The organism is Shewanella sp. MF05956 (genome assembly GCF_059758055.1).
Genome location: NZ_JCAYNV010000026.1, coordinates 1 through 14656, shown reverse-complemented (window position 1 = coordinate 14656; position 14656 = coordinate 1). Strand labels below are relative to the sequence as shown.

Genomic DNA, 14656 nt, shown 5'->3' with positions numbered 1-14656 from the left:
CGACGAGAGGGGGGATATGGTTTGTTCCCAATGAGTCAGCCGCTGTCTAACAATATCCACTTAAGAATATCCACTTAAGAATATCCACTTAACAATATCCCCAAATTCAACGCTGAATATGATCACACTAATTGTGGAGGGGCTCTAGGCAATCGGGTTGTCAAATGCGTGCGAATAAACCAACGATAACTGAGTTACTGAGTTATTCAGTAACTAGGGGGATAACACGAGGGGAGAACCAACGCGCGGTGATTTTTTCTAATTCGCCATTTTGTTTAAGCGTGTGAAGTGCTTGGCGCATATTGTTGGCGAGTGTTTCGTCGGTGTCTTTATGAGTTAAAATACCAATGGGCATGTTCACTACAGGCAATACCGCGGTAAAGTCGCTCAGTGTATAACCCATTTTTTTGATGTCTTCTGCAAAGCCAACTTCATTGTTATAGATTAAATCAACGCGATCAAAGTACAGCATTTTTAACGCTGCGGTTTGGCTTCTTGTTAAATAAACATGTGGGTGATTACCATCAAGTTTTAGTCTATCTAACGCCGCATCACTGCGTGATAAGGCGAGAGTATAACGGTTGATATCACTTATGTTTTCTAACTGAATGTCTGGACGATTGCTTTTACGGTAAATCATGTCCTGCACAGTATAAAAGTCACCTATCCATTTAAAGTGGGCTAAACGTTTATTGGTGTTGGCAATGGAGAAAATGAACGTGTTCGGTTGGTTCTGGGCATTATAGTAAGCACGGCTCCAGGGCATCATTTGTATGTCGATATCAAAATCGACATAAGGCTGTGCAGCGTGAAGAATATCGATAGCAAAACCGACAAATACACCTTGTTGATCTTGTTATTGGAATGGCGGGTAAGATTCGGTATAAAAAATAATCTTGTCTTTCGCGCAAACCGTCGGCGGAATAAACACGCTTGCGACAATGATAAATACTAAGACAAATCTGATCATAAATACCTACTTCAATAAAATCAGCTGCGGATTGTAGGGTATGTCTACGTATATTAGTAGCGACCATACAATTGTATTATTCGTTTACCTGTCTCATATTTTTTACTATTTTGTGCATTTACTCTAACCGTTTTAGGATATCAATGACTTAGAGATTATTAATTTTAAACGATACAACTGTAATCGCCATCATACGACATACTCGTCCGCCCACTCTTTTAGGCGTTGTAAAATATCCAATGCGGTGCGGCCTAATTCGGTAATCGCGTAAGATACTGCAATAGGCCTGTCGTTAATCACATGGCGGGTAACCAGGCCCTGTGCTTCGAGTTCTTTAAGACGCTGGTCTACCATTTTTTTACTGGCGCCGCCTAACATCCGCGACAAATCGTTAAAGCGCACGGGTTCATCTTGCAAGTGCCATAGGATGGACGCTTTCCACTTTCCGCCGAGTACCCGCATTCCACGTTCAACAGAGCAAGGTTCGGTGCATGGGTTGATCACTTTTTTTTGGCCGTTAGCCGTTGTTTCAATTTTAGTTTTCATAAATTAAACTTAAATCATTGTAGGTTACTAAAAGTATACTGGTTGCTTTTGTATTCCATTGTAGCAAAATAGGCAGTCATTAGACTAGTGTCACTTTAGTACCATTAAGGAATCTTTCTCCATGGCAGTATTAACTTCTTACGATCCCGCGAGCTATCACTATGTCGGTGAACACATTGAAGCCACAGCGGTCGGCAGTGTCGAAACAACCGCTATTGAGCAATTACCGACCGTAATAAACAATGCGAAGGTTGCTCAAAAATCATGGGCAAGCCTGCCTTTAATAGAGCGTCAGCAGTATGTGGTAAAAGCGTATCAACAATTGCATGCGGTTCAAGATGAGCTGGCGACTCTTATTGGCCAAGAAATGGGTAAAGATTATCGTCGAGCCACCTATGAAGTGGGCGGTACATTACAAAATGCAGGTTATTTTGCCAGTGAAATCGGTGATGCTCTAGCCACTGAAGATGTAGGTGATCGCACTGAATTACAATATCGCCCTTTGGGTGTCGTGGCCGTGATTTCGCCATGGAATTATCCACTTGCGATGGCCAATAATTTATTAATGCCGGCCTTAATTGCAGGCAATAGTGTGGTGTTAAAACCGTCTGAAGAAACCCCGCTGGTGGCCGAGTTATTTATTAGCACCCTTAACCAGGTGTTACCACAACATGTATTGCAAGTAGTTCAAGGTGGCAAAGCCCTTGGCCAAGCGTTGGTGGCTGCAGACATTAACATGGTTGCGTTTACTGGGTCGATGGCCGCAGGTAAACACATTATGGCCAATGCGGCGTCTGGTTTAAAACGCCTAGTGATGGAGCTTGGTGGCAATGATCCTATGATTGTGATGGCGGGTGCCAATATGGATGCCGCGGTGCGCTTTGCGGTAGCCAGTTCATTTGAAAACGCAGGGCAAATGTGTACCTCAACTGAACGTGTTTATGTTGATGAGCGCATTGCTGATGAGTTTGAGCAAAAAGTGGTGGTGCTTGCCAGTCGGTATCGTGTTGGTGCATGGGATGGCGCAAATGTGAATATTGGCCCGATAGTCAATCCAACCCAACATCAAAAAGTGCTTGAGCAGTTAAAAGATGCCAAAGCCAAAGGGGCGAGCTTTTTATTGGGCAGCGATGATTATCCATTACCGTTTATTCAACCCACGGTAGTCACTAACATCACTTCACAGATGCAACTCGAAACAGAAGAAACTTTTGGGCCAGTTGTCGCCATTAGTCGCTTCAGTGACATTGATGAAGCCATTTGTCGTGCCAATAACAGTCATTATGGTTTAGGTGCAGTAGTCTTTGGAGGCCCTAGTGCGAATGCCGTTGCCGATCAGCTTGAAGCAGGCATGGTGGGCGTAAACCAGGGTGTAGGCGGTGGTAATGCCCCTTGGGTTGGCGCAAAGCAAAGTGGTTTTGGTTTTCATGGCACGGCTGCAGGGCATAGACAATTTGCTCAAGTACGTGTGATCAGTCGTTAAGGTGAATGTAATGAATAATACAACAGAAAATGGCCAATACTTTGTCGCAGCTTATGAGCCAGGCGCAGAGCATCCAGCGTTACCAACATGGGCAAGCCGTAACGACAATGGTGCAGAGCTAGCTTTATCCGCGCCTAGTACCGTGAGTAAAAAACCGTTAACGGATGTACCAGGGGCATTTCAATTATTAAATGTACTGAGCGCTGAAGAATGTCAGCGACTCATCAATGTTAGCGAAACCATGGGTTTTTTACCTGACGCTGCGGTGTCTTTACCGCGCAATGTGCGTCATAACGACAGCTTAACCTGGGTGGTTGATAACACCACCGAACGGCTTATTTGGGATCGTATCGCTGGGGTAATGACCGACGATTTAGGCATTTTTGAAGGTAAAGCCGCGCTGGGACTAAACAATCGTTTCCGTTTTTATCGCTATAACGAAGGTGATTATTTTAAGCCTCACTCGGACGGTTCGTGGCCTGGCAGCCAGGTTATTGATGGCGAGCTTGTGCGTGATGCTTTTGGCGATCGTTACAGCCAACTCACATTTTTGATATTACTGACCGAAGATTTTGAAGGCGGTGCGACGCGCTTTTTGGTCAATGCCGACAATCCACATTTTCCCGCTAAGCGTGGTGATAATGTTAAACAAGTAGATATAAGAACACCCGCAGGTAGCGTGTTGTGTTTTCCTCACGGCATGCATCCTCTGCATTGTATTCACAGTTCTGAGCCGATTTATCATGGGGTTAAATACATCATTAGAACCGATGTCCTTTTTGAATTGTAATTATCGCTGTGTTGATGCTATTGAGCTCTTGTAATGATGTTGCAAATTAAAGTCTCATATTGAAAATGCCGCTATAAATAATGCGACACTTTTTTGTTACTGTATCTAAATAACCCTTTACCGACTTGATACTCTTGCCATGACCTCCATGACAAGAGTATCAGGCTGAAAAGTAAATTAACTAGTTAAGAGTGTTATCGTGATAGTGCAGAGTAAAGAAATAAAAATATCAACACAGTAGGCAAAAAAATTGACCAAACAGATATTGAATATTGAAGCGAAAAAATAGGTTAACCATTTGTTATAAATGGATTTTGTAATGAGTGTGATATAACGTTTTACAAGGTGATTTGTATTGACTGTGGATTGCTGCTATACCGCGAGGACACTGGGTTTGATTAACGCTATTTAATGTAAAAACAGTGCTTGCTATTTTTGTTGCTAGGCTGTTTAATTGCGCCGATTCTCACCCGTATTATGGAGGCGTTAAATGAAAACAGTACTTTGTAGTTTGTTAATCGTTGGTGTTGCGAGCTTATCTGGATGTGCTTCAACTCAGAACACTTTTGCTTCAAAAGTAAAAGCGGAAAGCGAAAAGAATCTAGATTTGTCCCAACAGTGGGAACAAGGTCAAAAGGACGTCAAAAAAGGCGAAGAGCTGCTTGCTGATGGTCGCAAAGCGATGACTAAAGGCAATACGGAAATTCGCGAAGGCGAAAAGCTGATGGCGCAAGCCGTACAAGACGCTCAAAAGCAACGTCAAGCTTTCCAATCTATGGCGAGCTCTTTAACCGGTGCACAAAATGGTAAGCGTGCAGCTGCAATCGTAGAGAGATTAGATGACATCGCTGACGATTGGGAAGATGCAGACGAAAAATATGTTGATGGCAAAGAGCTTGTCGAAGACGGCAACACTAATCTTGCTGAAGGCCAAAGTGAAACCGAACAAGGTCAAGCACTTGTGACTAGTGGCAAAACTAGAATGCAACAAGCTGAGTCAGCATATCAGCAACGCACAGGCCAAGGCCTTGTTGAGCAAATGCATTTAGAAGAGAAACCAAGTAGCTTCTAATTAGCCGTCGTTTTATTAACGCTAATGCATTAATCAAAACCGATATTATTCGTTTAATATCGGTTTTATTATTTTAGGGTTTTATTACTTTATTAGGGTTATTCAAAATCCGCTTTAACTTCAAATACTAAGGCTTCACCAGATTCTGGGTGAGTTAACGCCAAATATTGAGCATGTAAGTGTAAACGGTTTGCTGCAACGCCATATAGGTCGTCACCCACAATCGGCATGTGCAGACCATCATGATGAGCGCAATGCATTCGCAATTGATGAGTACGCCCCGTTTTAGGGTATAAGCGCACTAACGTGCGTTGATTAAGACGTTGATGTACTTGCCAATGCGTTTCGGCATGCTTGCCATGTTCATAACACACTAGCTGCTTAGGGCGGTCGTCTAAATCTACCCGTAATGGCAAACTAATATCGCCTTCATCTTGGCTCGGTACACCTTCAATTAACGCGATATAACGTTTAGTCACGCTGCGCTGAATAAACTGTTGCTGTAGGGCTTTGTTGGCTTCTTTGGTGAGTGCTATCACCATTAAGCCTGATGTTGACATGTCTAGACGATGAACAATCAACGGCCCTGTAGCATTAGGAAACTGTTGTTGCATACGGCTAAATACGCTGTCGGTAATATTTTTACCGGGTACCGATAATAGCTCTGCCGGTTTATTAATAATTACCATGGCATCATCTTGATAAATAATATCAATATGCTGATCTTTACCCGGATTAATCAATAGTGGATCGGCATCAACCTGCATGCCTTTGAGCATATGGGTCAAAATAGGGCGGCATTTTCCGTGACAAGCTGGATAGAAGTTTTTGTGTTGTTTGATTTCTGATTTAGGTGATGATCCCCACCAAAACTCAGCCATGGCAATGGGGGTAAATTGATGAGTAAACGCATATTGCAGTAACTTAGGTGCAGCACATTCACCCGCACCTGCTGGCGGTAAATGATTCGGTGCATCATTAAAGATATCGTTTAAATCACGCGCTTCACCCAAGACATTTAGAAACTGATATTGAGCAAAAAGCTTGTTTTGTAATCCATTTGAAAGCTGTTTTCGCTGACGTTTAAGCTGCGTGATTTGTTGCACAAGTGCATCTAAGGCCACTTTGGTTACTTCAATTTGAGTCTGCCATTGATGCTTTAACGCGTTTAGCTGATGCTTTTGCTGCACACTTTGACGGCTGAGTTCGATAGACAAGCTTTTATGCTCATCACTGCTGATATCGGCCTGCGCTAATGCATCATCTGCTTGCTCACGCTGAAGCTTACGCAGTTTGCGACCTTCAACTATTGCGTTACGTTGTTGCTCAAGTTCTCGTTCTGCTTGCTGTTGTTGCTGAGCGAATTGCTGAGTTAAGCTGGCTAACAAAGGGTCACTTTCATGCAGGCTTATTGACAGATTAATTTGGTTTATCTGTTTATTTTCATGACTAAAAAAACTGTCTTGAGTCAGCATGTCAAACACTGGCGGTACAAAGGGCTGCAAGATATTTTGATCGGCTAATTTGCCTGAAAATGATGCTAAAAAACCCAGTTGTCCGTGAGTGTCTTTTACCACCAACACTCCAAACATCTTACCAATTACCATGCCGCGATCTTGTTGGCTGTGTAGGCCAAAGTTATGCTGCCAAGGATTAGCCTCGAGCAGATCCTGTTGCAACTGTTGTGCTGCCAATATGGTTAAAGGGTGAGGTTGGTAATAAAACGGAAAGGTAAAAGACTCAGGCAATCCTTGTTCTGCAAGTGTGCTATTGAACGCTATCGCATCATTAAAAGGAATAAAACACGGATCGCTAACAGTCATTACATACACTCACAGCATAAACGGGCGGCTATTTTACCCCGTAGTGGTGTGTGATGCATCTAGTTAGTTTTTCTAGCGATAGGGAGATATTTGTTAGAAAAAAGAAGTGAAGTTTTTAATCAAAATAGGATGCCAATAATTTTGGCATCCTAACAGAATAATCACTTCGCTACTTAACGTGATATCTAAATAATACTAGGTTATCCAGGATGACATTACTTGACCAAATAAACGCTGCCCCCGCACCTGAAAATTGCTGCTGAAAATTCATATAGGCTTTTTTGTTGTCTACGCCAATTTCTTGTTCGGTAAATTCAACAGACTTAGGCCAACTGACATATTCATTGTTAGTCGGCCAGTCTTGAGGTATTTGCCAGTGCAGCGAATAAGCCTTGTCATAGCTATCTCTTCCCTCGGTATTACAACTTTTTGTTAACCGTTGTTGACCGACTTCAGTCGCACAACTTAAGTCATAAATGGGTGCGGTATAAAACGTTTGCGCTGACCAATCTGCGTTAGTGACTGTGCCATCAGAGAAGCTGGCAATTAAGCCGCCGTCGCCGGGATGATATTTTTTACCTCGATTATTCTCAGTTCCTAACCCTGAGCTTTCTTCCCAATCGACGACTTTGATAGCGATGTCATAAGGCTTTTTAACTTTAAATCGGACGATATTAGAGTTAAAAGGCGTAAAAGGAATAGGATCAACGCCGATGAGCTTACCGTTAATAAACAGTTCGAAGTAATTATCGGCAAAAATATAGCCGGTTACTATCTCGCCATCTTTATCGACTTCGATAACCGGCACTGACGATAAATCAACCTCATTTATTGATGCCGGCGTTATCCCTGAGCATTCATTATATAGGTCAGCAGTGAAGTATTGTTGTTGGTATTGAACTGATGCAGGCACTATAAACTCTTGGCCATTGTCGGTTTTTACGCCGATAGGTGATGAGCGCGACTGACCATGTTGGCAGGTAAATAAGTTAGCTTTTGTTACTGTTGCTTGGCCTTCAATAACATGTGCCGTACCGTTGTAATTCAATGGTGCAGCGATTGTTGCAAAACTGGCGAGTAGTAATAACGGTAATATTGTAGATTGCATTGGGTATTCCACTTAAATGCATTGTGCCGACAATACTAAGCTTGCACTTTGTCCGGTTCAATCAAATACCGATAAGTTTACATTTATTTACGCTATATAAAGAAAAAATTCAAAGAGCGAAACTTCGTGTTGGTAAGTTGAAGTGTTTTTTTGTGGTGTAAATGTAAATGCAAATAATTATGACGGTTAATATTGGCAAGACGTTGTTATTAAAGAAAATAGGCGAAGCATAAGTGCTTCGCTTATTAGGTGACTACCGAGAGATGATTGGCTATATTAGTCTTTTACACTCGGTTCAGAGCACACAGCTTGTTGCCATCGGGGTCACGAAGGTAGGCTAGGTATAAGTCCATCCCTGCGCCTGAACGTACGCCAGGAGCGTCTTCACAGGCGGTGCCGCCATTAGCAACGCCAGCTGCATGCCATGCATCGGCTAATGCTGGGGTTTCTGCAGCAAAACCAATAGTTGAGCCATTACCGTGACATGCAGGTTCACCATTAATCGGTTTAGTGAGTAATAAAATACCTGTTGGGGTCATGTAGATACAGCGACCTTTAGGATCTATTTTACCCTCAGCAATACCTAATGCGCCTAAAATGGCATCATAGAATTTTTTTGACGCTTCGATATCATTAACGCCAAGCATAACGTGACTAAACATGGTGACTCTCCTTGTGTAAGTTCAACTGAACTGTAAATTAACTAACTGTTTTTATATGGTTTTTATATGGTTGTAAATAGTGCATTATTAAATCAGTGCTGATGTGAGATTACTGTGTTAACAAGTCTATGGTATGGCTTAGCAGTGAAGTATCACCTATTTTGCCATGCCCGGGTACGACAATTTTTGCTTGAGTAAATTGTGCTTGTACTTTTGCCACTGTAAGCGGCCATTGCTCTAGGTCTGCTTCACCGGTATAACCAAGAGTGCGTGAACTCAGTGATTTTATTAAACAGCCGCCGAATAAAATCTGTTGCTTAGGCAGCCACACCACCAGGTTATCGACCGTGTGTCCAGCGCCTAGGTCATACACTTCAATGAGTTGTTGCTGAAGCGTATGTTGCTTAGTACTAAATGTGTGGCTTGCGCTGTTAAGCTTATTGGCGGTTAATAGGCGTTGGGGTTTATCTGACACCCAAGTGGCGATGCCTTGGCTGTTAAGGTAGCCAATTCCCCCAGCGCGGTCTTGATATGAATGAGTCGATATACTGGCTGTAACGGTTAAACCTTGCTGGGTAATCCAATCAACAAGCTTAGCGGTATCGCTGTCTGTCCAGGGAGTATCAATAATAAACGCCTGCTTGTCTTGCACCACCACTAGGCCATTAGACTCAACTAATCCAAAGCCGCTCACGTGCTTATATGACTGGTGTAAATACACATCTGGCACAAGAGGCGATAGGGTGAGTTCAGTGGGTTGCTGCTGTGGCTTTTTTACTGCATCGGTGTTGCTTTGAGCGGGTTGTTGTTCAGTTTCATGGGCAAATGAAGGTGCACTTATCATGAGTATCGACATGAGCATCGCTATGCTAACGATAGTGTAAAACCGCCAAAAATGATTCAATGTCATAATGATGCCTTGGTTGAGTAAATGTGCAATTTAACAGGCATCATTACCGTGTTTTTAATCTCGATACTTAGAAAATAGCTCGCTAACGTTCACTTTAGCCTTGAGTTTAGCCGCCAGTAAATACATACCCGCTAATTTACGATGAATAAAAATAGCATCGGTTGGTGGTGTATGCCATTCATTTTGTTGAGTACTCATGGCTTTGCCTGCTTGAGTTATGCGTTTGGCTAGCGTGCTTTGCCCGAAGTCGTACTCGCCATCAAAATACAATGGCTCGCAAGCTTGATAGAAAATATCAATAATCAATTGTTTATGTGCAGGGTCTATCGCATCTTGAAAAAAACCAATTTGTTGCGCAGCAGCGGCCATTTGTACTTTGTCGTGCTTAAGTGCGCCAGCCATCAGCTGTCGATAACCTTGTGATAACTTATCGCTAATGCTGCGCGTGGCGCCAAAGTCTAATAGAACAATTTTTTCGCTGTCAGCCTGATATTGAAAATTGGCAAAGTTAGGGTCCGATTGCAGTAACTTAAACTCAAACAACTCTTTAAAACACAATGCCATTAAACGACTGGCAACGCGGTTACGCACCTCTTGTGAGGCATGGGCAACCGATTCGATGGGAGTGCCTTCAACAAACTGCATGGTTAAAATGTTGTTATTACTCAGCGCAGAATAGACTTTAGGGACGATAAAATGCGGATTATCACCAAGTTGTTGCTGATAAAGTACGATTTGCTCAGCCTCAAAGTGATAGTCGGCTTCATTATGTAACTGGGCTTTGGCTTCGGAGAGTAAGGTATCAAGTTTAACGTTTGCGGGGATCAACCTCGATACTTTCAATAAAGTGGCAACGTTATCAATGTCGCTGTCGATGCTGTCTCGTACGCCGGGATACTGAATTTTAACCGCTAATTTTTCACCGGTATCTAAATAGGCTAAATGCACCTGGCCAATAGACGCTGCTGCAAAAGGGCGCAGTTCAAATTGGGCGAAAGGCGCCAACCAATCTCGGCCCCATTGCTGTACCAGTAAGGTGGTTAGTTGCTTGTGCGGCATGACTTTAGCGTCCGAGCGTAGCTTGGCAAGCACTTCAGCTAGCTCAGGCGCGACTAAATCACCGGCATCCATTGACAACATTTGGCCGACTTTCATGGCCGCGCCGCGCAGTTGTGATAATTTTTCGGCTACATGGCCAATGTTAGATGGGGTCATCACCAGTTGTTGTAACTTAGGTGACTGGCCTTTACTAAGTTGCTTTGCCCCTTCAAATAATACGTTACCCGCCAAACGCGATGCTAGCCCACCTATTTTTGATAAACGGGACAGACGGCCACTGGGGACTTTTACTTCATTATTTTTCATGGTGTTTTATTGGCCTAAGATGAGCAATTTGTTCATTGTACGCACAATAATAAATATATGTTCATCGCTTAATGCTTTAACTAAGGTGAAAGACTTATTTAGGACGTCATTAAGCTTAACGTGTATCTTTCATGTTCAATTGGTCATATGGCTACTTTATCAGCTTGAGTAATGCCTTAAAGCGCTCGCCTTGGGCCACATGCTGTAACTCAAACAATAGCGACTCAACGTTAGTGAGTTTAGCGCCATCGTTTAGCATCATTTGTACTCCTAGTTTTTTGTTTTCTAATTCTCTTGATGACACCGCATCGTTAACCACATGCACTTGGAAGTTGTTGGCCTGTAAGTCTTGGCAGGTTTGGTATACACACACGTGGGTTTCTATCCCGGCTAAAATAACCTGGCTACGGTTTAATGTGTTGAGCTGCTGCTTTACCTCATCACAATGCCAACCGCTGAAGTGTTGTTTTGCGATGGGTTGAGTGGTTTTTGAGAGTATTTGTGTTAACTCGTCACTGGTATGCCCCAGTTTGTCAGGCAGTTGCTCTAGCCAAATAATAGGAATATCAAAAAGTTGCGCGCCTTGAATTAATACCGCCAACTTTTGGTGTAACATAGCCGATTGTTGCATTACTTGGGCAAGCTTACCTTGCACGTCAACAATCATTAATACACTTTGTTCTGCAGTGATCATATCGCAGTTCCTTTTGCTGAGGGTTAATTGAAGAGTATTGGTTATTTTCAGGCGGGTTCAAATAGGCTTTTAGTCTATAGTGATAGCAGGACGACTATGACAGGACGACTTAGGCAAGGAGCAGGGACTGTGATGAAAAAACGAATTGTGATTTGTACCGATGGTACATGGAATCGGCCTGAAAAGGATCTTGAAAAAGATCACGCAACCAATGTGCTCAAACTCGCCCGAGCAATTAAACCACTAGGCGATGATGGTGTGCCGCAACAGGTCTTTTATGATTGGGGCATCGGCTCTTATCATGACGCATTAATTGGTGGCGCTACTGGGCGCGGCTTACATAAAAACATCATGGATACCTACCGCTATATCGTGCAAAACTACTCCCCAGGTGATGACATTTATTTATTCGGTTTTAGTCGTGGAGCCTACACTGTGCGCTGTTTGTGCGGCTTAATTAATAATTGCGGAATAATCACTCGCCCCGATGCCAAATTGATTCAACAAGCATTTGAACACTATAAAATGAAATCGAAACCGTTTGCGCCAGAAGGTGAGCGATCGGTTGAATTTAGACAGCAGCATTCACATCCATCGCGCGAAGTGGCTTTTGTGAGCGTGTGGGATACCGTGGGCGCAATGGGGATCCCAGTGTCGTTTTTAGGGTTATTTGAAGACAAAGACGAGTTTTACGACACCAAACTTGGGCGCAATGTTAAAGTGGCGCGCCATGCTTTAGCGCTGGACGAACATCGAAGTGATTTTGAACCCACTATTTGGCAACCTCGCAGTGGCATTGATATTCAACAAGTGTGGTTTTCGGGGGCTCACAGTAATATTGGTGGTAGTTGTGCACCCAATAAAGATGGTAGTACCTTGTCGGACATTGCGTTGCAATGGATGTTGAGCCAAGCCAAAGCGTTTAAGTTAACGGTAGAGCTTCATTTATCTGACGCGCTATTGCCTAACCCTATGGCGGATATTCAAGATTCATATCGCAGTTTTTATCGGGTTAAAAAACGCTTTATACGCGAGCTTGATCCAAAGCAAGTGCCGATATTATTGCATCAATCAGTGAAAACACGTTGGTTGAACGACAATAATTATCGACCTAAAAATTTAGTTAATTATATTGAGCACTATGGTTGGCCAGATAAACTGGTCGAATAGTCATTTTATGAATTTTTGTCACCTTTATTCTGGTTACTTAAGCTGTTAAGGATATCCTTTTGTTACGTTTATTTGTTTCGTTGTCGATGGCGTTTACGTTAATTATTTTACCGAGTGTACCCTCAACGGCTTTTGCAACAGTGTCGGCTAATGAGCAGTCTGTAAACGGCGCAGGGCCAGTAGCGCCAGCTAAACGAATTATTGCCTTGTCACCGCAAAGTGTTGAAATGCTTTACGCCATTGGCGCGGGCGATGCCATTGTCGCCACCACTGATTATGCAGATTACCCTGAGCAAGCTAAATCTATCCCAAGTATTGGGGGCTATTATGGGGTGCAAATTGAGCGAGTCATTGAGTTAAATCCAGATTTAGTCGTCGTGTGGCAAAGCGGCAATAAAATGGAAGACATCAAGCAACTGCAAGATTTAGGCTTTAAAGTGGTTAATAGCGACCCTAAAACGTTAGCTGACGTTGCGAGCGATCTTGAACTGCTTGGCCAATTGACAGGACACGAAGCGATTGCAAATAAAGTCGCGGCAAATTACCGTCAGCAATTGGCTGATATAAAAAGTCAAAATCAAACTAAACCAGCAGTAAAAGTGTTTTATCAATTATGGTCAACCCCACTAATGACGGTAGCTAAGGGCAGTTGGATCCAGCAACTTATTGAAGTGTGTCACGGTGAAAATGTGTTTTATGATGCCGCCAGCGAATACCCACAAATAAGCATCGAGAATGTGTTATTAACCGGTGCAGAAGTGATTTTACAAAGCCAAGATGAAGGCAATGTTTTAGGCATTAACTGGGCCGAATGGCCAGAACTTCCCGCAGTAAAAAACCAGCATATATATCAGTTCGATGCAGACTTACTGCACCGTGCAACCCCAAGAGCCATATTAGGTGTTAATGCGGTTTGTGAAGCGTTGGATAAAGTACGAGGGTAGGTGGTTGAACTGGTGAGTATGGCCACTGTTTCTTGCGGCCTGCGGTCACTAACGCTTAAGATCGCAAGGTTCCACCCTGCACGGGTTAAATACTGCGTCATTCCGGCAATGCTTTGAGCCGGAATCCAGGTGTTTGCTTGTTGCTTTTATGGCCTGCGGCCACTAACGTCGTGGCGCTTCACCCACACCAGACCAAGAGGAAACCAACGGCTGTTCCCTCTTTACTCTTTATAAAAGAATTGGCCCAGCCGCCACTGTAATGGTCAAGTATTTCTGGAGAGATTTTAAGCCGCTTTTTTTAACTCATTATATTTCTGATGTGGCGTCTTATAATCTATTGCCGAATGTCTGCGTTTGTAATTGTAGAACTGAATATATTGCTCAACCACGCTCACTACTGCGCTGTGATTGGTAAAAGCTAAATGGTTTAATCTTTCAGTCTTTAAACTCCTAAAAAATCGTTCCATCACAGCATTATCCCAACAATTTCCTCTACGACTCATACTTTGTTCAATGCCTAAGTGCTTTAGCTTTTCTCTGAACACCTTAGCAGAGTACTGACAACCCTGGTCTGAGTGAAACATCAACTCCTGTGTATTTGGCCTCTGACGTTGTATCGCGTTATTTAATGCCGCTGTCGCTAACGCTGCATTGGGTTGGCTTGATAAGGCATACCCAACGATTTCTTTGGTCCCTAAATCAAGTACACAGGCTAAATAACTCCACCCCTGATGTGATTTTATATAGGTAATATCACCCACCCAATGGGTATTATAAGTCGTAGGGTTAAACTGTCGTTTAAGCAAATTAGGTGCGTAAACTTGCTCCTCACCTTGATTTGGATAGTAATGCTTTTTCTTTGGCTGAATCGCTATTAATCCCAATTTTTTCATTACGCTAGCTATGGCGTAAACCCCAACCTTACAATCTAAATCTAATAAATCAGCTTGTATTCGACGTTTGCCATACGTCGAGTGTGACTCAGAGAAAGCTTGCTCTATCAATTGTATCTGAGCTTGTTTTTCAACGCTTTTGGGGATCGGTTTGTAATAGAGACTACTGCAACTGATCTCGAATACTCGGGATAATTCACTCATTTTAAAGCCTGGGTTTGCTTTC

13 protein-coding genes and 1 pseudogene are annotated in these 14656 nt (G+C 43.0%); 5 read left to right on the top strand and 9 right to left on the bottom strand.

What is annotated here, in order from left to right:
- Nucleotides 1-202: 202 nt before the first annotated feature.
- Together AC19MX_RS19945 and AC19MX_RS19940 are read right to left on the bottom strand one after the other, a co-directional pair.
- Nucleotides 203-841, bottom strand: a pseudogene (locus AC19MX_RS19945) (substrate-binding periplasmic protein); the annotation flags it as partial.
- A gap of 318 nt (nucleotides 842-1159) precedes the next feature.
- Complete coding sequence (locus AC19MX_RS19940) at nucleotides 1160-1516, bottom strand: winged helix-turn-helix transcriptional regulator (protein WP_432405498.1); 357 nt, start codon at nucleotides 1514-1516, stop codon at nucleotides 1160-1162.
- Nucleotides 1517-1637: 121 nt separating this feature from the next.
- Here AC19MX_RS19940 and AC19MX_RS19935 point away from each other — a divergent pair, with 121 nt between their 5' ends.
- The 3 genes from AC19MX_RS19935 (at nucleotide 1638) to AC19MX_RS19925 (ending at nucleotide 4861) form a co-directional block, all read left to right on the top strand.
- A complete protein-coding gene (locus AC19MX_RS19935; protein WP_498299651.1) occupies nucleotides 1638-2999 on the top strand; it encodes an aldehyde dehydrogenase family protein in 1362 nt (453 codons plus the stop codon).
- A 10-nt stretch (nucleotides 3000-3009) separates the two neighbouring features.
- The gene (locus AC19MX_RS19930; RefSeq protein ID WP_498299650.1) at nucleotides 3010-3789 is read left to right on the top strand and encodes a prolyl hydroxylase family protein; all 780 of its coding nucleotides are present in this window, start codon (nucleotides 3010-3012) and stop codon (nucleotides 3787-3789) included.
- Nucleotides 3790-4279: 490 nt separating this feature from the next.
- Nucleotides 4280-4861: a hypothetical protein gene (locus AC19MX_RS19925; RefSeq protein ID WP_498299649.1), complete on the top strand. Its 582-nt coding sequence runs from the start codon at nucleotides 4280-4282 to the stop codon at nucleotides 4859-4861.
- Between the two features lie 98 nt (nucleotides 4862-4959).
- Here AC19MX_RS19925 and AC19MX_RS19920 read toward each other — a convergent pair whose 3' ends face one another.
- The 6 genes from AC19MX_RS19920 to AC19MX_RS19895 form a co-directional block, all read right to left on the bottom strand.
- Nucleotides 4960-6684, bottom strand: coding sequence for an RluA family pseudouridine synthase (locus tag AC19MX_RS19920; protein WP_498299648.1), 1725 nt, complete (start codon nucleotides 6682-6684; stop codon nucleotides 4960-4962).
- Nucleotides 6685-6853: 169 nt separating this feature from the next.
- Nucleotides 6854-7792 carry a hypothetical protein gene (locus AC19MX_RS19915; RefSeq protein ID WP_059746541.1) on the bottom strand — a complete coding sequence of 313 codons (939 nt, stop codon included), beginning with the start codon at nucleotides 7790-7792 and terminating at the stop codon, nucleotides 6854-6856.
- Nucleotides 7793-8076: 284 nt separating this feature from the next.
- Entirely contained in the window at nucleotides 8077-8454 is a 378-nt protein-coding gene (locus tag AC19MX_RS19910; protein ID WP_350431531.1) for a VOC family protein, read from the bottom strand.
- A 109-nt stretch (nucleotides 8455-8563) separates the two neighbouring features.
- Nucleotides 8564-9364: a DIM/SIM/IMP family subclass B1 metallo-beta-lactamase gene (blaDIM, locus tag AC19MX_RS19905; protein ID WP_498299647.1), complete on the bottom strand. Its 801-nt coding sequence runs from the start codon at nucleotides 9362-9364 to the stop codon at nucleotides 8564-8566.
- Between the two features lie 54 nt (nucleotides 9365-9418).
- Complete coding sequence (locus tag AC19MX_RS19900; RefSeq protein WP_498299646.1) at nucleotides 9419-10729, bottom strand: ABC1 kinase family protein; 1311 nt, start codon at nucleotides 10727-10729, stop codon at nucleotides 9419-9421.
- Nucleotides 10730-10880: 151 nt separating this feature from the next.
- Entirely contained in the window at nucleotides 10881-11423 is a 543-nt protein-coding gene (locus tag AC19MX_RS19895; protein WP_498299645.1) for an isochorismatase family protein, read from the bottom strand.
- Between the two features lie 132 nt (nucleotides 11424-11555).
- On the opposite strand from AC19MX_RS19895, the gene AC19MX_RS19890 reads away from it, so the two are divergent.
- Entirely contained in the window at nucleotides 11556-12593 is a 1038-nt protein-coding gene (locus tag AC19MX_RS19890) for a T6SS phospholipase effector Tle1-like catalytic domain-containing protein (RefSeq protein ID WP_498299644.1), read from the top strand.
- A gap of 86 nt (nucleotides 12594-12679) precedes the next feature.
- Nucleotides 12680-13537: a cobalamin-binding protein gene (locus tag AC19MX_RS19885; RefSeq protein WP_498299663.1), complete on the top strand. Its 858-nt coding sequence runs from the start codon at nucleotides 12680-12682 to the stop codon at nucleotides 13535-13537.
- A gap of 284 nt (nucleotides 13538-13821) precedes the next feature.
- Here AC19MX_RS19885 and AC19MX_RS19880 read toward each other — a convergent pair.
- The coding region (locus AC19MX_RS19880; RefSeq protein ID WP_498299643.1) for an IS3 family transposase at nucleotides 13822-14656 on the bottom strand (835 nt) is incomplete at its 5' end.